The sequence below is a fragment of the Blautia acetigignens genome, assembly GCF_025566865.1.
GTDB classification, from domain to species: domain Bacteria; phylum Bacillota; class Clostridia; order Lachnospirales; family Lachnospiraceae; genus Blautia_A; species Blautia_A acetigignens.
On the sequence record NZ_JAOQJM010000022.1, the window covers coordinates 15,459 to 38,506 of the forward strand.

At 43.9% G+C, this 23,048-nt stretch carries 24 protein-coding genes and 1 pseudogene; 20 read left to right on the forward strand and 5 right to left on the reverse strand.

What is annotated here, in order from left to right:
• The first annotated feature begins 9 nt into the window (after positions 1 to 9).
• The 7 genes from xdhB (at position 10) to OCV70_RS17390 (ending at position 4,512) form a co-directional block, all read left to right on the forward strand.
• Positions 10 to 918, forward strand: a complete 909-nt coding sequence (gene xdhB / locus OCV70_RS17360) for a xanthine dehydrogenase subunit XdhB (RefSeq protein WP_021926911.1) — start codon at positions 10 to 12, stop codon at positions 916 to 918.
• Complete coding sequence (gene xdhC, locus OCV70_RS17365) at positions 915 to 1,406, forward strand: xanthine dehydrogenase subunit XdhC (RefSeq protein ID WP_173768075.1); 492 nt, start codon at positions 915 to 917, stop codon at positions 1,404 to 1,406. Before xdhB ends, xdhC begins: the two co-directional genes overlap by 4 nt.
• 94 nt (positions 1,407 to 1,500) lie before the next feature.
• A complete protein-coding gene (gene yqeB / locus OCV70_RS17370) occupies positions 1,501 to 2,316 on the forward strand; it encodes a selenium-dependent molybdenum cofactor biosynthesis protein YqeB (RefSeq protein WP_262579926.1) in 816 nt (271 codons plus the stop codon).
• An 8-nt stretch (positions 2,317 to 2,324) separates the two neighbouring features.
• Entirely contained in the window at positions 2,325 to 3,050 is a 726-nt protein-coding gene (gene yqeC / locus OCV70_RS17375) for a selenium cofactor biosynthesis protein YqeC (RefSeq protein ID WP_262579928.1), read from the forward strand.
• Complete coding sequence (locus tag OCV70_RS17380; RefSeq protein WP_021926915.1) at positions 3,047 to 3,691, forward strand: nucleotidyltransferase family protein; 645 nt, start codon at positions 3,047 to 3,049, stop codon at positions 3,689 to 3,691. The genes yqeC and OCV70_RS17380 overlap by 4 nt, the downstream gene beginning before the upstream one ends.
• A gap of 209 nt (positions 3,692 to 3,900) precedes the next feature.
• Positions 3,901 to 4,200 (forward strand): BMC domain-containing protein, encoded by a 300-nt coding sequence (locus OCV70_RS17385; RefSeq protein ID WP_021926916.1) that lies wholly within the window; start codon positions 3,901 to 3,903, stop codon positions 4,198 to 4,200.
• 24 nt (positions 4,201 to 4,224) lie between these two features.
• Positions 4,225 to 4,512: a BMC domain-containing protein gene (locus OCV70_RS17390; protein ID WP_021926917.1), complete on the forward strand. Its 288-nt coding sequence runs from the start codon at positions 4,225 to 4,227 to the stop codon at positions 4,510 to 4,512.
• Between the two features lie 111 nt (positions 4,513 to 4,623).
• Here the strand turns inward: OCV70_RS17390 and arcC are convergent, their stop codons facing one another.
• From arcC to dpaL, 4 genes are all read right to left on the reverse strand, one after another.
• Entirely contained in the window at positions 4,624 to 5,568 is a 945-nt protein-coding gene (arcC, locus tag OCV70_RS17395; protein ID WP_117854977.1) for a carbamate kinase, read from the reverse strand.
• A 93-nt stretch (positions 5,569 to 5,661) separates the two neighbouring features.
• A complete protein-coding gene (ygeW, locus tag OCV70_RS17400) occupies positions 5,662 to 6,855 on the reverse strand; it encodes a knotted carbamoyltransferase YgeW (RefSeq protein WP_262579929.1) in 1,194 nt (397 codons plus the stop codon).
• A 115-nt stretch (positions 6,856 to 6,970) separates the two neighbouring features.
• Positions 6,971 to 8,281 carry a YgeY family selenium metabolism-linked hydrolase gene (locus OCV70_RS17405; RefSeq protein WP_330385754.1) on the reverse strand — a complete coding sequence of 437 codons (1,311 nt, stop codon included), beginning with the start codon at positions 8,279 to 8,281 and terminating at the stop codon, positions 6,971 to 6,973.
• Positions 8,282 to 8,308: 27 nt separating this feature from the next.
• Complete coding sequence (gene dpaL, locus OCV70_RS17410; protein ID WP_117854969.1) at positions 8,309 to 9,538, reverse strand: diaminopropionate ammonia-lyase; 1,230 nt, start codon at positions 9,536 to 9,538, stop codon at positions 8,309 to 8,311.
• Between the two features lie 286 nt (positions 9,539 to 9,824).
• Here dpaL and OCV70_RS17415 point away from each other — a divergent pair, with 286 nt between their 5' ends.
• The 13 genes and pseudogenes from OCV70_RS17415 (at position 9,825) to OCV70_RS17475 (ending at position 21,910) form a co-directional block, all read left to right on the forward strand.
• Positions 9,825 to 11,075 (forward strand): DUF1015 domain-containing protein, encoded by a 1,251-nt coding sequence (locus OCV70_RS17415; RefSeq protein ID WP_262579930.1) that lies wholly within the window; start codon positions 9,825 to 9,827, stop codon positions 11,073 to 11,075.
• A gap of 3 nt (positions 11,076 to 11,078) precedes the next feature.
• Positions 11,079 to 11,267 (forward strand): hypothetical protein, encoded by a 189-nt coding sequence (locus OCV70_RS17420; RefSeq protein ID WP_021926923.1) that lies wholly within the window; start codon positions 11,079 to 11,081, stop codon positions 11,265 to 11,267.
• Positions 11,268 to 11,437: 170 nt separating this feature from the next.
• Positions 11,438 to 12,997, forward strand: coding sequence for a winged helix-turn-helix domain-containing protein (locus OCV70_RS17425; RefSeq protein ID WP_262579931.1), 1,560 nt, complete (start codon positions 11,438 to 11,440; stop codon positions 12,995 to 12,997).
• Positions 12,976 to 13,785 carry a response regulator transcription factor gene (locus OCV70_RS17430; protein ID WP_262579932.1) on the forward strand — a complete coding sequence of 270 codons (810 nt, stop codon included), beginning with the start codon at positions 12,976 to 12,978 and terminating at the stop codon, positions 13,783 to 13,785. The genes OCV70_RS17425 and OCV70_RS17430 overlap by 22 nt, the downstream gene beginning before the upstream one ends.
• A gap of 44 nt (positions 13,786 to 13,829) precedes the next feature.
• On the forward strand, positions 13,830 to 15,212 hold the full coding sequence (locus OCV70_RS17435) for a gRA11 putative (protein ID WP_021926926.1): 1,383 nt from the start codon (positions 13,830 to 13,832) through the stop codon (positions 15,210 to 15,212).
• A 12-nt stretch (positions 15,213 to 15,224) separates the two neighbouring features.
• Complete coding sequence (locus tag OCV70_RS17440) at positions 15,225 to 15,785, forward strand: hypothetical protein (RefSeq protein ID WP_195588271.1); 561 nt, start codon at positions 15,225 to 15,227, stop codon at positions 15,783 to 15,785.
• Positions 15,786 to 15,845: 60 nt separating this feature from the next.
• Positions 15,846 to 16,409 (forward strand): hypothetical protein, encoded by a 564-nt coding sequence (locus OCV70_RS17445; RefSeq protein WP_021926928.1) that lies wholly within the window; start codon positions 15,846 to 15,848, stop codon positions 16,407 to 16,409.
• Between the two features lie 17 nt (positions 16,410 to 16,426).
• On the forward strand, positions 16,427 to 17,290 hold the full coding sequence (locus OCV70_RS17450) for a hypothetical protein (RefSeq protein WP_021926929.1): 864 nt from the start codon (positions 16,427 to 16,429) through the stop codon (positions 17,288 to 17,290).
• Between the two features lie 158 nt (positions 17,291 to 17,448).
• Positions 17,449 to 17,952 carry a hypothetical protein gene (locus OCV70_RS17455; protein ID WP_021926930.1) on the forward strand — a complete coding sequence of 168 codons (504 nt, stop codon included), beginning with the start codon at positions 17,449 to 17,451 and terminating at the stop codon, positions 17,950 to 17,952.
• Positions 17,949 to 18,707 (forward strand): hypothetical protein, encoded by a 759-nt coding sequence (locus OCV70_RS17460; RefSeq protein WP_021926931.1) that lies wholly within the window; start codon positions 17,949 to 17,951, stop codon positions 18,705 to 18,707. Before OCV70_RS17455 ends, OCV70_RS17460 begins: the two co-directional genes overlap by 4 nt.
• 53 nt (positions 18,708 to 18,760) lie before the next feature.
• Positions 18,761 to 20,464 (forward strand): annotated as a pseudogene (locus OCV70_RS17465) (IS1182 family transposase).
• A gap of 535 nt (positions 20,465 to 20,999) precedes the next feature.
• Entirely contained in the window at positions 21,000 to 21,458 is a 459-nt protein-coding gene (locus tag OCV70_RS17470) for a GNAT family N-acetyltransferase (protein WP_118111050.1), read from the forward strand.
• Between the two features lie 47 nt (positions 21,459 to 21,505).
• Positions 21,506 to 21,910, forward strand: coding sequence for an LptM family lipoprotein (locus OCV70_RS17475; RefSeq protein WP_004853444.1), 405 nt, complete (start codon positions 21,506 to 21,508; stop codon positions 21,908 to 21,910).
• A 129-nt stretch (positions 21,911 to 22,039) separates the two neighbouring features.
• On the opposite strand, the gene OCV70_RS17480 is transcribed toward OCV70_RS17475, so the two are convergent.
• The coding region (locus OCV70_RS17480; RefSeq protein WP_262579933.1) for a tyrosine-type recombinase/integrase at positions 22,040 to 23,048 on the reverse strand (1,009 nt) is incomplete at its 5' end.

The window sequence follows — 23,048 nt, forward strand, 5'->3', positions numbered from 1 at the left end:
GCATGAGGAATGTACGATATCGAAAATTATTATAATGCAGAAACTATAAAAGAGGCAGTTTTGCTTTTGAAGGAGCATCCTGATGCAAGGATAATCTCCGGCGGAAGTGATGTTCTGATCAAAATACGTGAAGGGAAAATGGCAGGAACATCTTTGGTAAGTATCCGGGATATTAAGGAAATCCGGGGGATCCGGCTGATGGATTCCGGTGACATTTTCATCGGAGCAGCTACCACCTTTTCCCATGTTACCAAAGACCCGGTGATTCAGAAGCTGATACCGGTCCTGGGTGAGGCTGTGGATCAGGTTGGAGGTCCTCAGGTTCGCAATATCGGGACTATCGGCGGAAATGTATGCAACGGTGCAGTCAGCGCAGACAGTGCACCTACCTTGTTTTCCCTGAATGCAATGCTTCGGATCGCGGATGGAACCGGCGGACGAATGGTTCCGATCCAGGATTTTTATCTGGGACCTGGAAGGGTAGATCTTCACCAGGGAGATGTACTTACCCATATTGTGATTCCGGGAAAGGATTATCAGGGATATCATGGCTTTTATATTAAATATTCCATGCGAAATGCCATGGATATTGCAACCTTAAGCTGCAGTGTGGTAAGCAGGATCGATCCGCAGAAGAAGGTACTGGAGGATGTGCGGATTACCTTTGGTGTAGCGGCACCTGTGCCCTATCGCTGCCATAAAACAGAAGAAGCATTGAAGGGCATGGAAATCGGTGATGAGCTGTTTGCAAAAGTGGAGGCGCTTGTACGGGAGGAAATCAATCCAAGAGATTCCTGGAGAGCATCGAAGGCCTTCAGGCTTCAGATTGGCGGCGAGATTGCAAAAAGAGCATTAAAAGAAAGTATTCGCCGCGGCATGGTCGATGATGAAAATGCAGCAGGAGGTGAGCAGTCATGAAAAAGGATATGCGGCTGGTACAGTGTACTGTAAACGGAAGACAGGTTGCTGAGTATGTGGATGTAAGAGAATCCCTTCTCGATATGCTGCGCAACCGTCTCGGGCTTACCTCTGTAAAAAAAGGCTGTGAGGTAGGCGAATGTGGTGCCTGTACGGTAATCATTGACGGTGAGACTATTGATTCCTGCATTTATCTGGCTGTCTGGGCAGAGGGCAAGAATATCCGCACCCTGGAAGGCCTTGAGAAAGACGGAGAGCTGACTCGTATTCAGGAGGCTTTTATTGAAGAGGGAGCCATTCAGTGCGGATTTTGTACACCTGGCTTTGTTATGTCTGCCACAGTACTTTTGGAGCGCGGCGAGAAGCTGACAAGGGATGCGATCCGCAAGCACATGGCAGGAAATCTTTGCCGCTGCACAGGCTATGAGAATATTGTGAATGCAGTGGAGAAGGTAAATAAAGAAAATATGGCTGCACAGGATAAATGACAGCGGCTATAAGAAGGCGGGGACATCCCCGCCTTTGCAGCTTTTTCAAATATGCTTTATCATTACAAAATAAAAAAACGGGCAGGACAAAATCATGAATAACAACTGTGTGATCGTCCGCGGCGGGGGAGATCTGGCAAGTGGTGTAATCCACAGGCTGCATCGCTGCGGTTATCGTGTACTGATCTTAGAATGTGAGAAGCCAAGCGCAATTCGCAGGAAAGTAGCCTTTTGCGAGGCTGTATATGACAAAACAGCAGAAGTAGAGGGTGTTTTGTGCAGACAGGCAAATGCTCTGGAAGAATGTGACAAAATATGGCAGGCAGGTGAGCTTCCTCTTATAGTAGACCCTGATGGAACGTGTATCTGGGCACTTCATGAACAGGGAAAAGTGGCTGCCCTTATAGATGCTATCCTTGCAAAAAAAAATCTGGGAACTACCAAAGAGATGGCACCTCTTACCATTGGGTTAGGACCTGGCTTTACAGCAGGGCTGGATGTGGATTATGTGGTGGAGACTATGCGCGGACATGATCTGGCAAGAATTATCACAGAGGGCTGTGCAATTCCAAATACCGGTATTCCGGGCATGGTAGGCGGCGTAAGCAAAGAAAGGGTTATTCACTCTCCTGGCACCGGTATGATCCGTGGGATTGCCCATATTGCTGATATTGTGGAGAAGGGGCAGATACTTGCCTATGTGGGAGATGTGCCCGTAGAAGCCTCTATAACGGGTGTTCTGCGCGGGATTATAAAGGATGGCTATTATGTTCCGGCTGGAATGAAAATTGCCGATATAGACCCCAGAAAAGAGGAAAAAAAGAACTGCTTTACCATTTCAGATAAGGCAAGATGTATTGCAGGAAGTGTTGTGGAAATTTTACTTAGCAACGGTATTTTGCCGAAGTAGGAGGCCGGATGAAAGAAAGTGGATATTTTCTGGATTTATTAAAGCTGGATATCGAGAAATACCCGGTGATCGCTGTTGTTGGCGGAGGCGGGAAAACCAGTCTGATCTATCGTCTGAACGAAGAGCTGCAGGCCTTAGGTAAGAAGGTGATCATTTCGACTACCACCCATATGGCCTTTGATCCGATGCTGCCAAGAATTGGCAGCGATGAGCTCGATAAGCTTCCCCAAATGCTGGAGAATCATGGATTTGCAGCGGTGGCCGATATAGAGGAAGCCTCCAGGAAAATGTGCTCCATAGAAGCGGGGAAACTGCAGAAACTGGCTTCCCTTTGTGATGTGATGCTGATCGAAGCGGACGGTGCGAAGCACAAACCTTTGAAGGTTCCGGCAGACTGGGAGCCGGTGATACCGGAATTTGCGGATATTGTAGTAAGCGTGATCGGTCTGGACTGCCTTGGCAAGCCTATCTGTGAGACCTCCCACCGTGCAGAATACACCAGTGCTTTCCTCAAAAAAAATCTGGATGCACCGGTAACGGCAGAAGATATTGAGAAAATCGCCACTTCCGTCCACGGATTATATAAGAACGTGGACCACAAAATCTATCGGGTTTATTTAAACAAAGCAGATGTATTATCGGATCCGGCTCCGGCAGAGCATATTGTGGAAGATCTGGCAAAACAGGGAACTGTCGCTGCTTACGGCAGTTTAAGAGAGGCAGAGAAATTATGAGGATTGCATTGATCATGCTGGCCGCCGGAAACAGCCGCCGTTTTGGAGGCAACAAGCTGCTGTACGAAATTGACGGAAATCCTATGTACCGATATATTCTGGAGAGGCTGATAGCGGTGGCTGGGGCCGGGGGACAGGGAAAAGAGGTTTCCAGCTGTGTTTTGGAAACAGGCAGTTTAAAAAACATAAAGCAGGAGATGACGGTAACGGTGGTAACTCAGTATGAGGAAATTGAGGAGGAAGCGAGAGCATTAGGAGTTCCGGTATATATAAATCCCCATCCGGATGAGGGAATCTCTTCCTCCTTGAAAATTGGCCTGAAAGCCAACCTGGATGCGGACGCCTGTCTTTTTACTGTATCCGATCAGCCCTGGCTTACAGCCGGGACGATCCGCCAGCTTATCACGCTTTTGGAAACCACAGGAAAAGGAATTGCCTGCGTTTCCAGCGAGGGCAGGCTTGGCAATCCCTGTATTTTTACAAAGAAATATTATGACCAGCTTCTCTCCATCACCGGAGACCGTGGCGGAAAATCCGTCATAACCGCGCACAGAGACGATACAGCTGTTCTGAAGGTAGAGGATGGGAAGGAACTTACGGATATAGATGTTAAGGCGGAAGCTGGCAGAGGGCAGATGTAATTATCGCGACATTTGTAGAATGGGGATTAGATTGTGAAAAAAATGTGGGATTGTGTTGTATTTTGTGAATTTGCGTGAGATTACAGGCAGAAATTACTTGTAATTACAGGAAAAACAAGGTATACTGGTAAAAAAGAAAGCAGTCGGGAGATCCTTTTTTTGCTGTCGTGAAAGGGCAGCCCCTTTTCCCGTCTCGTAAGGAGGATAAAATGGCAGAAAACTATAACGGCATGGCAGTTGGGGTATTTGAGCTGGATAACCTGGTAGCCTGCTTTGTAGCTCTGGACGCAGCATCCAAGGCTGCGAACGTGAAGATCCAGAGTGTAGAGCGAAACCGACTGAAAAGCGGAGCCTGTGTGAAAATGCGAGGCAGCATAGCAGATGTAAATGCAGCAATGGAAGTGGCACTGGAGACAGCGAAGCCCCTGGGCAAGGTGGTATCCCACACAGTGATCGCATCCCCTACTGCAGACACAGAAGTTGCACTGAAGATGACCATCAACAAATAGAATATGTCAGGAGGAAATAAGAGGATGTCATATGGAGCATTAGGATTAGTAGAGGTTCTGGGAAGCTGCAATGCAGTAGTTGTCCTTGACCAGATGCTGAAAACATCAAATGTGGAATTTCGTACCTGGCATACCAAGTGCGGAGGCCATGCGACCGTATTTCTCAGCGGTGATGTGGCAGCTGTGAAGGCAGCAGTTGATAGTGTAAAGGAGAATCCGCCCTGCGAGATCATTGCAGCAGCTGTAATCTCCGCTCCCTCCGGTGAAACCGCAAGACTGGTGGAAGAAGAGGAAGAGAAACATCACAAATGATAAAAAAAGGACTTTCTGCAGCTCAGTGAGTGAAATGCGGAAGGTCTTTTTTATAAAACAAGGGCAGTCTCCATGGACTGCCTCGTGCTTTTTTCGTTATAAAAGATTTTCTTACAGATGAATCTGTGTTCCTGTTTTTCCCATAATGCCGTCTTTGGCTTTTTCCAGGAGGGTGATCATGGCGGTTCGGCCGGCACCGGAGCTGGCGAAGTCTACACAGGCCTGGACTTTTGGCAGCATGGAGCCAGCGGCGAACTGTCCTTCTTCGATGTATTTCTTTGCCTGGGAGACGGTAAGGTCATCCAGCCATTTCTCATTTTCTTTGCCGAAATTGACAGCAACCTTTTCTACTGCAGTAAGAATGATCAGCATGTCCGCATCCAGCTGTTTCGCCAGAAGGCAGCTTGCGAAATCCTTGTCGATAACCGCGGAAGCGCCTTTGAGATGATGGCCTTCTAAGGTAACCGGAATACCGCCGCCGCCGCAGCAGATCACGATCTTATTGGCATCTACCAGACTGTTGATGGCATCCTGCTCCACGATCTCAACAGGCTTCGGGGAAGCAACCACACGGCGGTAGCCGCGGCCTGCATCCTCTTTCATAACATGTCCGTAAGCTTTTGCCTGATACTCTGCCTCTTCCTTGGTAAGAAACTTGCCGATCGGCTTGCTTGGATTCTCAAAAGCCGGATCATCAGGATCTACACGTACCTGTGTCACAACGGTAACAACCGGAGTTCTCATAAAGCCGCGCTTGCGAAGCTCCTCGCGAAGGGCATTCTGAAGATCGTATCCAATATAAGCCTGGCTCATTGCTACACAAACAGAGAGAGGGGTATTTGGCTGTGTCTCATCTTCATGGGTAAGAGCCGTCATGGCATTGTTGATCATGCCAACCTGAGGTCCGTTTCCATGGACTACAACCACCTGATGCCCTTCTTCAATAAGATCACAGAGTGCTTTTGCTGTGGATTTTACAGCAATCATCTGTTCCGGAAGTGTATTTCCAAGAGCATTTCCGCCAAGGGCAACTACGATTCGTTTTCTTTTATACATTGTAAAAACCTCCATTTAATATAGTCGGAAAGCTGTTTATCCCGAAAAATGAGAACAAAAAAGGGCTGTATTACTACAGCCCCAAAAAAAGCATTATTCCATAATTCTCGGAGCAGCTTTTACTTCCAGTTTTTTCAGGATATCCTGTGGGTTCTCAAATTTGGAGAGCATGATCATTGCTGCAATTACATATGGTTTGAAGCTAGCTTCTTTGTAAAGCGGGATACGGTAGCGGTCAAATACGCTTGCATCAACCTCACCTGTCTCACAGCTTACGCCTGTGATATCTGCTGGCAGGCAGTGCAGGTAAAGTGCTTTTCCGTCCTTAGTTGTCTTCATAAGCTCTTCTGTGCAAGCCCAGTCTTTGTGCTCTGCATTCTGAGCAAGAAGCTCTTTCTCAAGCTTGTCAATTCCGTCGAAATCGCCCTCGCCGTAAAGGTTGGTACGTTTTTCCATTGCTGCAAATGGAGCCCAGCTCTTTGGATAAACGATATCAGCATCCTTGAAAGCTTCTTCCATGCTGTTTGTCTTTGTGAAGGAACCGCCGGATTTCTCAGCATTCTTCTTAGCAATTTCCTCAACCTCAGGCATTACATCATATCCTTCCGGATGAGCAAGAACAACATCCATACCGAAACGTGTCATAAGTCCGATCACACCCTGTGGAACAGAAAGCGGTTTACCATAGGATGGGGAGTAAGCCCATGTCATAGCAAGCTTCTTGCCCTTCAGATTCTCAACACCGCCGAACTCATGGATGATGTGGAGCATATCTGCCATACACTGTGTAGGATGGTCAACATCGCACTGAAGGTTTACAAGAGTTGGTCTCTGCTCAAGAATACCATCTTTATTTCCCTCTGTTACAGCATCCATAAATTCTTTCTGGTAGGTGTGGCCTTTTCCGATGTACATGTCATCACGGATACCGATTACATCAGCCATGAAGGATACCATGTTAGCGGTCTCACGAACAGTCTCGCCATGAGCAATCTGGGATTTCTTCTCATCCAGATCCTGTACCTCAAGTCCAAGAAGGTTGCAGGCAGAAGCAAAGGAGAAGCGGGTACGGGTGGAATTGTCACGGAAAATAGAGATTCCAAGACCGCTCTCAAATACTTTTGTGGAAATATTGTGCTCTCTCATGAAGCGAAGAGCATCAGCAACTGTAAATACAGCTTCAAGCTCATCGTCTGTTTTGTCCCAAGTCCAGAAGAAATCGTTGTTGTACATTTCCTTGAAGTTAAGGCTGTTAAGTTTGTCAATGTAATCCTGTAATGTTTTCATGAGTTATTCTCCTTATAATTTATATTTGAAATATTTAAAAGACAGATAAAGTGGAGGTCATGGAGCAGATACATTGTCAAGCTATCCGCTCCATGGCGTATATTGCTGTTGATTCTTATTTGCAGTATGCAGTAGGAAGTGCTGCGTAAACAGCTGCACATCTTACAAGGTCATCCTTCCAGGTCTTCTCATTCGGAGCATGAGCCTGTGCCTCTGCGCCAGGTCCGAAGCCGATGCAAGGAATTCCGTTACGTCCCATAATGGAAACACCGTTGGTTGAGAAGGTCCATTTGTCAGTAAGCGGACGAGCCTTTCTCATAGCTTCTGTCTCAGCATTTCCCATACGCTCTGTTCCATACAGATTGTGGTAAGCTTCCTCAAGAGCAGCAGTAACCTTGTGATCCTTCGGGATTACCCATGTTGGGAAGTAGCACTCGATTGGATATACAAGCTCTGTCCAGGATGGACGGGAGTACTCATACATGGAAACCTTAACATCATCGCCGTATTTCTTAACGGAAGGAAGTGCACGGATCTCATCCAGGCAGCTCTCCCAGGTTTCACCTGCTGTCATACGACGGTCAAGGGAAACTGCACAGGAGTCAGCTACTGCACAGCGGCTTGGGGAAGTAAAGAAAATCTCGGATGTGGTAACAGTACCTCTTCCAAGGAAGTTTGCCTCTTCCCACTCAGGATTGTATTTCTTATCCAGCATTTTTACAAGACCTTTGATCTTGGTCTCATCTGCTGCATCGTTCTCGTTTAATGCACGAACGTCCTGAAGGATGTCAGCCATTTTGTAGATTGCGTTGTCACCGCGCTCCGGAGCAGATCCGTGGCAGGAAACACCTTTTACATCGATGCGGATTTCCATACGTCCGCGCTGTCCGCGGTAGATACCGCCGTCTGTAGGCTCTGTGGAAACTACGAATTCCGGACGAACCTTATCTTCGTTGATAATGTACTGCCAGCAAAGACCATCGCAATCCTCTTCCTGAACAGTTCCGGTAACAACTACCTGATATTTGTCATTTAAAAGACCAAGGTCTTTCATAATCTTAGCACCGTAAACTGCAGATACAATACCGCCCATCTGATCAGATGTTCCACGGCCGCCGATCTCAGTCTCAGTCTCGAAGCCCTCGTATGGATCAAATTCCCAGTTGCTTCTGTTTCCGATACCTACTGTGTCGATGTGTGCGTCAAAGCCGATCAGTGTGCTTCCGCTTCCCATGTAGCCCAGGATATTTCCCATCGGGTCAATATCAACCTTATCAAAGCCAAGCTTCTCCATCTCTTCTTTAATGCGCATTACATGATCCTTCTCACCGCAGCTCTCGCCGGGGAAGTGAACCAGTTCGCGAAGAAATTTGGTCATGTCTGCTTCATAATTCTGAGCCGCTTCTTTAATTTTGTTGTAATCCATTGTAATTTACCTCCGTAAAATTTATATTTATTCGCTTAATGATTTGTCTGTTCCGTATAATCCGTCCCATACAATTTCGCGGTAGCGGATGGGATCGGTGTCTCCTTCTGTGGAGATTACCAGAATGTTGGAATTTTCATCCAGCTTCAGGGCTTCTTTAAGATCTTTTGCATCTTCATCGTGAAGTGCTGTGTATACAAGCCCAAGCGGTACAGATCCGGATTCACCGGATACGATATGTGGATCACTTTCAAGCGGGTTTGCATAGATACGGGTTGCCTTTGCACTCATCCAGTCCGGACAGGAAGCAAATACAGTAACATGATTCTTCAGGATATCCCATCCGATTGTATTTCCCTCACCGCATGCAAGACCTGCCATAATAGTCTGAAGATCGCCGGTAACATTTACCAGATTGCCGTCAGCCTGTGCAGCAGAGCGATAGAGACAGTCAGCTGCGCTTGCTTCACAGACAACCATTACAGGAGGATTTTCTTTATATTTGTGAGCGAAATATCCTACAACTGCACCTGCAAGAGAACCAACACCAGCCTGTACAAATACATGGGTAGGACGCTCAACACCGTTCTCCTTCAGCTGCTTGTCAGCTTCAAGAACAAGAGTACCGTATCCTTGCATGATCCAGGAAGGAATCTCCTCATAGCCGTCCCATGCAGTATCCTGAACAATGATTCCGTGTTCGGTCTTAGCTGCCTCTGCAGCTGCCATTCTTACACAGTCGTCGTAGTTCATTTCCTCGATGGTTACCTCAGCACCCTCTTTGGCAATGTTATCAAAACGGGTTCTGGTGGTGCCCTTCGGCATTCTTACTACAGCCTTCTGTCCAAGACGGTTGGCAGCCCATGCAACCCCACGTCCGTGGTTTCCGTCTGTGGCAGTAAAGAAGGTAGCCTGTCCGAATTCTTCTCTTAATTTGTCAGAAGAGAGGACATTATAGGGAAGCTCGCTGATGTCGCGGCCAAGCTCCTTTGCAATGTAACGACCCATGGCGTAAGAGCCTCCGAGAACCTTGAATGCATTCAGTCCGAAACGATAGGACTCATCCTTGCAGTAGATTCCCTTTACTCCAAGATAGGAAGCAAGTGCGGAAAGCTTCTGCAGCGGTGTAACGGAATACTGTGGGAAACTCTTGTGAAATTCATTTGCTTTGGTTACGTTTTCTTCGGACATCAGATCCAGAAACTTGTCATCAGATTCCGGAACATGATTGACCGTCCATTTCAGTCCTTCTGTCATGGGGAAAACCTCCTTTGTGGTGTTTGATTTATTTGGTTATATTGCATTACGTTTTTGTTTTTCTAATAGTATAATAACATAAATAAAACAATTTGCAATAGAAAAATACAAAAAAATTTAGCTTTCTCAAAAATTATTTAGTTTCATTGCGAAGCCGCATTATTTGTGATATAATATAAGTTACGACACCTGTAAAAACAGAGGAAAATAGTCTGCCGTCAGAGAAAAAGACCGCCTTTGGAGCACTTTAAAAAGAGGCAGGCAGATTTGAAAGGAGTATAAAACTATGGCAGTATTTCGGGCATTTAAGGCTTTAAGACCTGCCAGGGAAAAGGCTGCGGCAGTAGCAGCACTTCCTTATGATGTGGTGAGCCGGGAGGAAGCCGCAGCAATCGGAAAAGAGAATCCGGATTCTTTTTTGCATGTGGACAGAGCGGAGATGGATCTTCCGGCAGATGCCGGTCTTTATGACCCTGAGGTATATAAGAAGGCAAAGGAGAATCTGCTTCAGATGGAAGAGAAGGGGATTCTTTCCCAGGACCATAAGCCCTGTTATTACATATATGAACTGGTTCGCAAAGGGAAGGTACAGACTGGAATTGCAGGCTGTGCTTCCATTGACGATTATCTGAACAATGTGGTGAAGAAGCATGAGCTTACCAGATCGGATAAGGAACTGGACCGCATCAATCATGTGGATGTGTGCGATGCAAACACAGGCCCTATTTACCTGGCATGCCGCTACACCGACAGACTGAGCGGTCTTCTTGCGCAGTGGAAAAAGGATCATCTGGCAGAATATGACTTCACAGAGGAAGATGAGATTACACATCGTGTGTGGGTGATCGATGAGGACGAGGCAATTGCCCTGATCCGGGAGGAGATGGAGAAGATTCCGGCGCTTTACATTGCAGACGGACATCACAGAGCTGCCTCTGCGGTGAAGGTTGGCCTGAAACGAAGAGAAGAGAATCCGGGGTATACAGGAGACGAGGAGTTTAACTTTTTCCTGTCCGTTGTTTTCCCCTATGACCAGCTTACGATTCTGGCCTATAATCGTGTGGTGAAGGATTTAAATGGTCAGACACCGGAGCAGGTACTTTCCCGGATCAAGGAGAAGTTTGACATGACCATAGTTCCGGGCTTTCCGGCCAAGCCTGTGGAGAAGCACTGCTTTGGACTGTATCTGGATGGCTTCTGGTATCTGCTGAAAGCGAAGACGGAGCTTTATGAGGGCAAGGACGTAGTGGGACAGCTGGATTCCCAGCTTTTGCAGGAGCAGGTGCTTGCACCTATACTTGGAATCGGAGATTCAAGGACGGATAAGCGGATTTCTTTTGTGGGCGGAAGCCATAAATTAAGAGAGCTTCAGGCTATGGCAGATAAGAGCCGCGGAATTGCTTTTGCACTGTATCCCACTTCTATGGAAGATCTGATGCAGATTGCAGACGAGAATAAGCTAATGCCGCCCAAATCCACCTGGTTTGAGCCAAAGCTTCGAAGTGGTATTTTTATACATAAGCTGTGTCAGAGGTGAGCTATGGAGACGGAAGAATTTATTTCCGGCTTTTGCCGCACCTGCAACGGAAGCCAGACAGTATGCTGTGAATACCGGGAAAAGGATGGCAGACGAATTCTCACATTTATGGACTGTGCATATAAAAGATGTGTACATCACAGTGCCTGTGAGATTTATAAAGAGGCTCATCGGCTTGGAAGTGAAGAATAGAAAGCCTTATTAAACAGACCCCATTATATTTCATAGAGCAGATTATGAAATATAATGGGGTCTGTTTTTATTGCAAATTTTTGCCCAAAACTATCCTTTTGGATAGTTCCATCTCAACCTTCAATTTGCTACAATATTTACATAAATACGATAAAACAAAGGAGGGAAATATGCAGAAAATAGTCAAATTTACTGATGATAAATATATATGCCCTCAAAAAGCTATTTGCAAATTTCGCTCTGCCAAAAAACTTCGAACACCGCTATACCTGTATGGAGTTACAGGCATCGGAAAGACTTCTCTGGTTATGCACAATTTGAATATGAAACGCTGCAGCTATTACAGTGCATCAGAAACAAGTGCAGACCAGATTAAAATAAAAGAACAATCTGCTGAATACACAGTAGTACTTGATGATCTTCAAAATCTCACAGATACAACAGAAAGAGAAAACTATTTTGAAGTGATCTGCAAATTACTGAGCTTAAATAATGTATGGCTGATCCTGATCGCCAGATGTCCGTTTCCGAGATGGCTTCTTCCGCTTCGGACGAAATACATATTTGCGGAAATTGAAGAAAGTGATTTTCTTTTTTCATTAGATGAGCAGATTACATATATAGAACAATATGATATTCATCTTACCCGGGAAGAACATCAGAAGGCATGGAATATGGGCGGTGGAAATGCGTTATCTCTTTTATTTTTTGCAATGGAAAAAGGAAATCTGGAACTGACACAGAGACGGCAGTGGGATTATCTGGAAACCCATGTATACGATCAGTGGGATTTGGAACTGCAGGAGTTTTTTATGGACATGTCCATTGTAGAAACATTTACAGTCAGACTTGCGTCCATGCTTACAGGACGAAGTGATGTGGAGAAACTGATCTTTCGGGCTGAAGAAGTTGGAAACTTTTTTGACATAAGAGGAACCGATGGAATCTGGAAATGCAGATGGCCTATGAGGAAATCCATGCAGCAGAGACTACGGAGGAAGAGAAGCATTGAGCAGATCAACCATCTTTATTATGTAGCCGGATTATATTATGAATTAGAGGGAAAACCTCTTGATGCACTTTCCATGTATGAAAAATACAACGATATGGAAAGTATTTCCAGACTTTTGATTTCCAATGTACGAAAGAACCCTTCCAGCGGGCATTATTACGAACTGAGGAAGTACTATCTGAAACTGCCGGAAGAACTCATCTCAGGGAGTCCGGTACTTATGGCAGGAATCAGTTTGCTGCAATCTATGCTGATGAATATAGAAGAAAGCAACCGTTGGTATCATCAGCTGGAAAAATTTGCAGAAGGGCACTCAGGCAGTATGGGAAAAGAAGCTCGCAGCAGGCTGCTTTATTTAAAAATAGCACTTCCTCATACTGGCACAGCGAACATGATCGATCTGCTGAAAAATGCAGACCTGTTAATTCATAATAAAAAAGCAGTTCTTCCAGAGCTGCCTGTGACCAGTAATCTTCCTTCTATAATGAACGGAGGAAAAGATTTCTGTGAATGGTCGAAACGAGACACAGAGTTGGCACTTACGATCGGTAAATCGGTAGAATTTGTTCTTGGAAAATATGGAAAAGGCCTTGTATCTCTTGCACTTGCAGAGAGCTATCTGGAAAAAGGAAAAGATATTTTTGAGATTTTTTCAAAGGCAGAAAAAGGCCGTATGGATGCAGGACGGGGGGGGGTATGCTGGAACAGGTTTTTGTAGGAACAGGAATCCTTGCATGGCTGTCTGTTTTGAAAAATGATGCAGATGGCGCACTTGTATCTCTTGATGCATTTCGTGATTGTGCGGAAGAGGAAGCACCGAATCTGATTTCCAATATTGATGCTTTTATTTGCCGGATTAAGCTGTATCAGGGTGAAGATGTTTCAGACTGGATGAAACAGGCACCAGATGAGAATGCGGAATTTTGCACAATGGAACGTTTTCGATATCTGACAAAAGTAAGAGTATATATTTCTCTTGGGAAATTGGAAGCAGCTTATTGCCTGCTGCAGCAGCTCCTGCATTATGCGGAGATTATGAAGCGTACCTATATTCATATGGAAGCGATGATCTTGCTTTCTATTGTTCAGTATAAACTGGAACAGAAGCAGTGGAAGGATACTCTTCAAACCAGCATCAGTCAGGCAGAAGAATATCATTTTGTGAGAATATTTACCAGGGAAGGAACAGCACTTCTTCCAATGTTTGAAAAGTGCGAATTTATCTGGAAAGACAATAGTTATCGAAACCAGATCATGTCAGAATGCAGACAGATGGCTAAATCATATCCTTCTTATCTGGCTTCCAGAAACAATATTGTTTTAAGTGAACATGCGCTGGAGATATTAAAACTGCAGTCAGAAGGTAAGTCATCTGCAGATATAGCAAAAGAGCTGAAAATTTCAGAGGCAACAGTGAAATACCACAATAAAGAAACTTATCGGAAGCTTGGTGTCAGGAATAAAGCAGCAGCAATTACAGAAGCCAGAAAGCGGAAGCTGATCTGAGTCAATGCCCGCTTTAGCGCAAATGGCGAAAAGAGGATAACGATATGAAAAAAGAAAGCAAAAATCGGTTCTGCTTCAAAAAAGCCAGATGGATACTTGCGGCTGCAGCAGCACTTAGCCTGATTTCCGGTACAGTGTCTGCAGCCGAGACTGAAATGACGAAGCAATCAACAGAGTCGGAAACACAGACTTCGGAAGCGGAATCTTTCCAGTCATCAACAGAGCTGCCGGTTGAGAAAGAAACAGAGGCTCCAGTGGAAACTCCGACTGAAGCTATAACGGAGGTTCCAGTGGAAACTCCGACGGAAGTTATAACAGAGGATCCTGTGGAAACTCCGACGGAAGCTATAACAGAGGCTCCAGTGGAAACTCCAACTGAAGTTATAACAGAGGATTTTGTGGCAGTTCCGAATGAGAACGAAACAGAGATGAAGGAACCAAATGGGGATGAAAATGAAACATCTACGGAGCCGGTTACAGAAGATTCCACACAAACCCCGGCAGAAATGACATTTGATCTGGCTACACGAGTTTCTTTGGGAATGAATCAGCTGAAACTCAAAGACGGGCAGCAACCGTTCGTACGATCATTATTTTCGGAGGATGAGATCAGGCAGGGTGGACATGGAAATGTGCTGATATACGCTGACCTGCTGGATGATCTTTTGAAGGATGAGCAGGAGAAAGCAGAAGAACAAAAACTCTCAGAAGAAGAAAGGAATTCCCTGAAAGAGGAGAAAGCCATTCTGGAACAGTGGGCAGAAAATAATGGATATACAGTGGAGCAGTATTTTTCTCTACGTCTGTTCAGGCAGAAAAATGATGAGGAACCTTTGAGAATTGCAGAAAGCCAGGAAATGCTTTCAATGATTATGGAAACAACCGATGTGCAGGCGCAGATGGAAGACAGGGTACTTGTCTGTGTCAGGGATGGGCAGGCAGTAATCTGTGGTGATGCAGACAGCCGTGAAAATATCATTGCCTTTGATACCGGAACGTTTGGAACCTATGCTCTTGCTTCCCGTTCTCTGATACCGGAACCGGATACAGAAAGTGAGGATTCCATTGTAATGGAATTGTCTGGGCTAAATGCTGTTTATCATCCGGGTTCCAGAGGTCAGTGGAATCCAGATACACATTGCTATGAAAATGCGACGTCCGGGCAATGGGATTATGAAGAGGGCGAAGGAAAAGTGAGTTTCACAAATACAGGAAATGAGGATGTGACACTTATTCTGTCTTATAAACCGTCAGAATCACACAAGGAAATTACCGGAGTATTCAAGGACCAGAAAGGAGAAACAGTTCAGAAACTTTCCATTTCTGCCAGGAATACGGCTACGGTATATCTTAACCTTTACGGGGAACCAGATCCGGGAATAAACGGTGAGGTGATCGGAACGATATCCTATGAACAGGCCGGGTAAGGAGGTGATCAAGTGGGAAAACAGTCCGAAAAAAAGATATCTGCAAATAGGACAAAAATAATTATTACTGTACTTCTTGTTGTTACATTTGTTGCATTAGCAGTGACGATCTGGGCGTTATTTTTCAGGAATACCGGTCCGGCACTTGCTCCTGACTATGCACCACAGAAAGAAGAAGAATATGCAGAACCTGTAACAGGTGATTCAGAAGAAAAGATGGAGGTATCTAAGGGCGGGGGAGCAGTCAGTATGGTTTATCAGAAGGAAGTACATATTTCACTTTCTGATAATAAGGCAAATCTGATGTTTCAAAATCCATCGAAATCAGTAAATGATATTGTGCTTCAACTTGTCATTATCAGTGAAGATGGAACAGAAACTGTGATTGCCCAGTCCGGAACTCTGTCATCCGGATATAAAATTGAACAGCTGGATCTGATAAAAGATGCAGCAAAACTCTCTGTGGGAGATTATACAGGAAGATACAATGTTCTGTATTATGATCCGGATTCAGGGGAGAAAGCAGTCCTGAATGGAAATATCGAAGGAATTAAAATTACAGTGACTGATTAAGAGAAAACATACTTCAAAAAGAAGATGTAATAAAATGTTTTGCAGAAAGGAAGAAAAGCGATGAAGAAAAAAGCATTAACTCTTTGTGTGGCGACTATACTTGGGTTATCCTCAGGAACAGTAGCAATGGCGGCAACAATAGATTCAGCCGGAGGAACAGACAGCCATGCAGTATACGGAACTTATCAACTTGAAGGCGCAGTAGCAACGGTGTATTCCGTTGATGTATCGTGGGGAAGCATGGAATTCACGTATACGGATGGAGCTGTATCCAAAAAATGGAATCCATCAACACACCAGTATACGGAATCTGTCGGCGAAGGAAGCTGGTCGAACCAGGATGGAGCGAACAAGGTGACAGTTACCAATCGCTCTAATAAGGCATTGACTGCAACTGTTGAAGCAGCAACGTCGGATTCGTATGCAGGTATCACTGCGAAAGTTGATAAGGCTTCTTTGAGTCTTGCGGATGCGTCTATTGGTGCGACAACCACAGTAGCGGGTACTGCATCTACTGAGTCAACTACGATTTCTTTGTCAGGGGCATTAACAGATAAAAATGCAAATAAAGCAACAATCGGTAGTGTAACAGTAAAAATCGCAGATGCAGCATCACAGGAATAAGAAGGAGGGCGGAAAGAATGAAGAAAAAAATAATTGCAGCAACACTCGCTCTTACTTTGAGCATGTCTATGGGAAATTTTGTATATGCAGCAGAGGATAGTTCAGCGGATATTAAAGCTACTTATCAAGCCGGAAAAGAAAACACAGATACTGTATATAGTGTTGATGTGAAATGGGGAAGTCTGGAATATACATATAGTTCGGGCGTTACAAAAAGCTGGGATCCAACAACTTTAAAATATAAGGAAACATCCGGTACAAGTTCATGGACTTGTCAGGATGGGGCTGATCAGATTACTGTAACGAATAATTCAAATGCGGACATTACAGCTTCTCTGGCTTATGGTAAAACTGACAATAACATTACCGGAACTTTTACGAATTCTAAAATAGGATTAAAATCAGCAGAAGGAACAAACGTTGGGGAAAGTCCAAGTGAAACAACGACCTTGTCCTTGAAGGGGGCTCTTTCAGATACAACAGCCGAAAAGAAAGAGATTGGCAATGTGACGGTGACTATTTCGGATTATGTTGGTACCTCCTCGAATTATAAGTGGGATGGAAATGGCAATATAAGCTGGGGATTTTTAAAAACTACATTGACAGATGGTGTATACACTGTAGAGAAAGAATGTCCAGGGAATAATTATTTGGCTAGCATCTTCTATATTTATAATAAAGGAAATTCACAAGAAAAATATGTCATTAAAGATGGAGACATAAAGGCAGAGGGTACATATTCTCTGCAGAAGGTAACTAGTGGAAACGGAAGTTATGGTGTTTCTTTACCGAGTACAATGGCTTTGAATGGCAAGACTATCCGTCTCACGGTTGATTTGAGAAATGAAAATAATCCAACATTGACAGTAAAAGTTATTTAGACAATATGTTGGAGTGTGTTTGCTGGATAGAAAGCAAATTAAAATTAGCAGAGATCTGTGCAGGCTAAAAAGGTCTGTGCAGATCATCTGTGATATTTACTCCAAACCGCGTTGTTTGAGGTAAATATGACAGATGATAATGTAAATGAGGGATTTTAATGAATAAAAATTGGAGCTTGCCTGTTGCCTGTATTGTATGTGTGTTGTCATTGTGTACTATGGTACTGACATTGATAAACAATGGAAAACAGGAGGATGTTCGCTCGTTCTCACCACCGCCTTTCGAAAAAGCGGCGGTCAGTGGCATGCCGACAGTACCGGAGGAGCTTGGATGGTCGGAAATCTATCAGGATGGAATGGAATTCAGGGCATATATCTGTGGAAATGTGATTGTGAAAGGCGATGCAGCAGATGTTTATTTTACGAATTCAGAAAAATTTGATGTATGGCTGAAGCTTCGTGTTCTGACCGCAGATGGAATTCTTTTGGGAGAGACAGGACTTATCAGACCTGGAGAATATGTAAAATCTGTATCACTTACTTCCGAAGTGGAAGATGGTACTGCAATTAAATTAAAGATTATGGCTTATGAGCCAGATACATACTACAGTGCCGGTTCGGTTACCCTAAATACAATACTCAGGAAAGGAGGGGCAGAATGAAACGGTTAGTAACATTTTTTCTGATGTGCATAATTACAGTATATTCAGCTACGATATGTTACGCCGGGAACTCTGCCCTGACAGGAGAACAGGGTCAGACAGATTTTGGCATTTATGCAACTTATATTGCAGGAAAAACAGAATATCTAACATCACCTGTCCAAAATGGGAAAGCTGAGATTCAGTTACCGGATGGCAGAAGGATTGTGGTCAGTGGAATTACAGACAGCAGCTTGACGCTGGTGGTTTATCCGATAACCAGTCAGGATACAGAGGCATGGGAGTGGTTTGTTGCATGTCTGGAAGGAAAGGGGAAAAACATTTCACCATTTGAAATCTATTTTACAGATAAAAAGGAAAACAGAATAGCGGTGGATGGAGTGACAATTTCTTTATCGGATGCGTTGAAGAATTCTTCTGCTTTTTCTTTGAACAGCAAAGGGACATTGAAGACATTATCTGTGCAAAGCAGAAATGGACAGATGATTTTTCAGGCGGATGGCAGTTATTATTATATTCTGGCAGAAAAAACAGAGCAGGATATTCCAAATGAACCAACAACACAGCCGACAACACAAACGGGTGCAGATAATAGCACAGATGTGAATCATGCTGGAAGTGGAGCGGCTTCTGGGGCAAAAACAGGAGATGACACACCGTTGGAATTATATATGGTTTTATTGTTTGTGGGCTTGATAACTACATCTATAGCAGGACTTTGTAGGAAAAAGAATTATGTAGCCAAGCAAAAATAGTAAGTATCGACTAATTATTATATAACGACTTTTTTGAGCTTGGGCAACAGAAAATGAACTTTAGTTTCTTCGAATTGAATTTACCCGACGACGATCCAGTCTATACCCTGAAAAAAGTGATGGAGGATTTAGATTTTTCTGGCCTGCTGGCCAATTGTTCAGATAAGGGAAGAACCGGGTATAACCCAATTATGATGTATGCTGTAGTTACTTACGCAAACATGCGTGGGGTACGTTCTGTTGACCGTATTGTAGAATTATGTGAAAGAGATCTGGCTTTTATCTGGCTGACCCGTGGGCAGAAACCAAAACGGGACGCTTTTTATGAGTTTAAAGGGAAAAAGCTGACCTCTGAAATACTGGATGACCTTAATTACCAGTTTTTGCGCCGGCTTCAAAAAGAAGGCCTTGTTACACTGAAAGAACTTTTTATTGATGGGACTAAGATTGAAGCCAATGCAAACCGTTATACATTTGTCTGGCGTGGTACGATCAATTACCATCTGGCTGGTCTGCTAGATTCTATTGAACTGAACTTTGCCAGGTATAATATATTTTTGTAAGAGAATGGTTATGGGCAAAAGTATGATATAGGGAATGCACAGATGTTAGTGATCGAGGGAATGGATAAAGTCCGCAGTGTAATAGAAAAGAACCGTAAACGGAAGCTGTCAAAGCATAAGAAACTTGCAAATAATACAGTCATTGAGATTGATAACTGCTCTCCTCTTGAAATCCTGAAGCTGCAGAAGAACCTTAATACGATTGCCACTGGAGAAGGGATAGAGTTCGTTTATGGAAAAGGAAAAAGAAAACCTGAGATCCAGCAGCTGTATGAGGAACTGGAGCATCTCGGCCAGCGTCTGATGGGATATAAAGAATGCTTCGAGATCATGGGAAAAGACCGGAACAGCTATTCCAAGACAGACCTGGAAGCTACTTTTATGCGGATGAAAGAGGATCATATGCTGAACGGACAGTTAAAGCCGGCGTACAACGTACAGATTGCCGTGGAAAATTATTTCATCATTCACGGTTACGTAAGTAATGACCGGACGGATTACAATACCCTGATCCCAGTCCTGGAAAAGCACCAGCAGGTTTTTGGCAGCATCCTGGAAGAGGTAACTGCTGACAGCGGATACTGTAGTGAGAAAAATCTGCTTTATTTAAAAGAAAAAGGGATAGAAAGCTATATAAAACTGCAGGATCATGAAAAACGCAAAACACGCGCATATGCCGAAAATATCAGTAAATATTACAACATGAAGGTCGAAGTATTTGAAGATGAGCAGTTCTATATCTGCCATGACGGACGTGAACTGCGTCACATAAGAACGGAAACCAAAGAGCAGAATGGTTATACCCAGACCTTTGAGGTGTACGCCTGCGCCGACTGCAGTGGATGCGAACATAAAGCCCGCTGTCTGTATAAATATAATGCCGAAAAGGATGCTGAGAAAAACAAGGTAATGAAGATCAATGAGCAGTGGGAAGAACTGCGTGAAAAATCCCATGCAAACATCCAAAGTGAGCGTGGGATCCTAAAACGGCAGACACGTTCGATCCAGACAGAAGGACATTTCGGTGATATCAAAGAAAACGAAAACTTTAGGCGTTTTAATTACCGTTCTGCAGATAAAGTGTACAAAGAATTCATGTTGTATGCAATCGGAAGGAATATAAATAAATACTGTCGTTTTCTCAATGAAAAACTAAAGAAGTTTGAGGGAAAAACAACGGAAAAAACAGCCTGATCAAAAGTGCGGCTGTAAAAATCCAGACAAGGGATTTTTGCGGCCAAAAATAAATTTCATCTTTTATAGAAAAAAAGGATCCCTCGCAAGGTAGAAAGCTAACAAGCCTTGCCCTTGCTGGGATCCTTTCAATTACTACTGGGGATGCCGGAATTTGCTATTAACCGACAGCCCCTTAATATCATTCAATCAATCCCTAATTAAAAACTCAGAAGCATTTCAATCAGTTCACCATGTCACTTTTATTTTGTGTTATACTGTTTTATATGATTTTCTTGCCCTTGTATTTGCCCTTATCAGAGTTCGTAAACACTGATGGGACGATATAACACAAGGGAAACAATAAGGGAAAGCTCACCTGCGATAAATCCAGTGTTTTCAAGGATTTGCGGAGAATTTAATAACAAAATATAACAGCTATTAAATCTTTTAAAACAGGTGAAATCTCAATCGGAATTTTTGAGGAGATAGATATAAAATGACCTTCCAATTAGTTTGTATAGAACCAAAAGAATTAACCCAATACAAGGCGGATATGCAGGAAGCATTTCAGAAAGGTTTTGAAGATGCTTTTGGGAAAACAGATGCTGTTATTCTGCCTGAAAAGGACATTGACCAGTCGCTGAATGCGGAGGGTTCTGCTGTCTATAAAGCCGTTGTCGATGGAGAAATGGTGGGCGGTGCTGTTGTTATTATCAATGAGAGTACACAGCATAACCATCTTGACCTGCTTTTTGTAAAGAACGGAGTTCAGAGCAATGGTATCGGTAAGAAGATATGGTTTGAATTGGAACGAATATATCCGAACACGAAAGTATGGGAAACCTGTACGCCGTACTTTGATAAGCGCAACATTCATTTTTATGTGAATGTCTGCGGCTTTCATATTACAGAATTTTTTAATGAAAAACATCCTATGCCGGATACACCGGACGATTTTGTCGGTGATGGCAATGAGGGAATGTTTGCGTTTAAGAAGCAAATGCGTTTATGAAATTCCAGTTTTTGAAACTGAGAAATCGGTATTTAAGGAGGTCTTGTATGAAGAAAATCGTATGTACAATGCTATGTATTATGCTTTTATTTGTTTTGAGTGCTTGTGGTGGAGATGTCAGTGAAGTAAAAACTCATAATGTTGAATCTGAGAGCTATTCAGAAGAGGATATTAAAGCCGCTATTGACACAATAAAAAAGGAGTTTAAGAGTGACTGGAAAGGATGCACTCTCACAGAAATTTACTATGCCGGAGATGACTGCACGAAAGATCATAAAGATTGGGCAGACAGAAACAATGCAGATGAAGTCATTGTTTTATTATCTTCATTCGATGTTGATTCATCTGGTGGAGACGGGTCTTTGAATCCAAATAGTACATACAGTGATTGGAAGTGGATTTTAGTTAGAACAGATGGCGGAAAGTGGCAGCATGTTGACCATGGATATTAAGTCAAATTCAAGTTTATCTATTCAATCCTCTATAAACCCTGTATTTTCAAGGCATATCGCCTATTAAATGTTCAAACCTTATGTATTTTCCCTTGTTTTTGCCCTTATGAGCCGAAACAAGGGAAATTTTTATTCTCCGCCGATTACCTTATCCAGCAGTCTTGCGGAAGTACGCTTCGCTTCCCTTGTAGCGTGAGCGTAAATGTTCATTGTGGTACTGACATCAGCGTGTCCGAGAAGTTCCTGCACATCTTTAGGTGCTGCACCGTTTGAAAGCAGATTGCTTGTATAGGTGTGTCTGAGCATATGAAAGTGGAAATCCTCCAATCCCTCCACCTTTTTTCTCGCTGTCCTGCACATAATCCCCACCGTACTCGGTGCTTCAAATGCCCCATCAGGTCTAAGGCAGACAAAGGATAATTCCTTGTACCCCTCTGGGACTTCCTCCGACCTCGGCAGACTGTAAACCTCATAATAGGTGCGGTCTTTTTCTTTGACCTCCAAATAGTAATTAAGGCTGTACAGTTCCCCGTATCGAAAACGGTTTTTGTGCCGTTCTGTTTTCGCAGTTTTCAGGATTGCGGCAAGCGTATCGCAAAAGTCCACGGTGCGGATTTTTTTACGCTTTGTTGCCCCTATTTCTGTTTTGTGCCTTGCCCCGTTGTAACGCATACTGCGGCGTACTGTCAGATATTGTTCTTCAAGGTTAATGTCCTGCCAAGTCAGACCACAGACCTCTCCAATACGCAAACCTGTATAATAGGCTATCTGTATAGGAAGAAGTGCAGGATTGTTTTTCTTTTTCAGGAAGTCCTCTAATCTCTGATACTGTTCGTAGCTGAGCGTTGGTGTGGAGGCAGTTTCTCCGTCCTCGTCCGAGAACAGTTCGTATTCTTCTTTCTTTCCTCGCCATACCACATACTGCATCGGGTTAAAGGTTATCAGTCTTTTCGGGAATACCGCAAAACGGAACGCCCCTTGTAAAACAGCCGAAAACAATCGGAGATACCCTTTGCTGAGTGCCTTTGCGGTTGTACCGTCAGGATTTGTACCGCCAAAGCTGAGAAAGTCTATATACGCCTGTAAATGGTCGGCGGTTACGGTTTTCAGCTTTCGGTTTCCTATCGGGTGCTGTTTG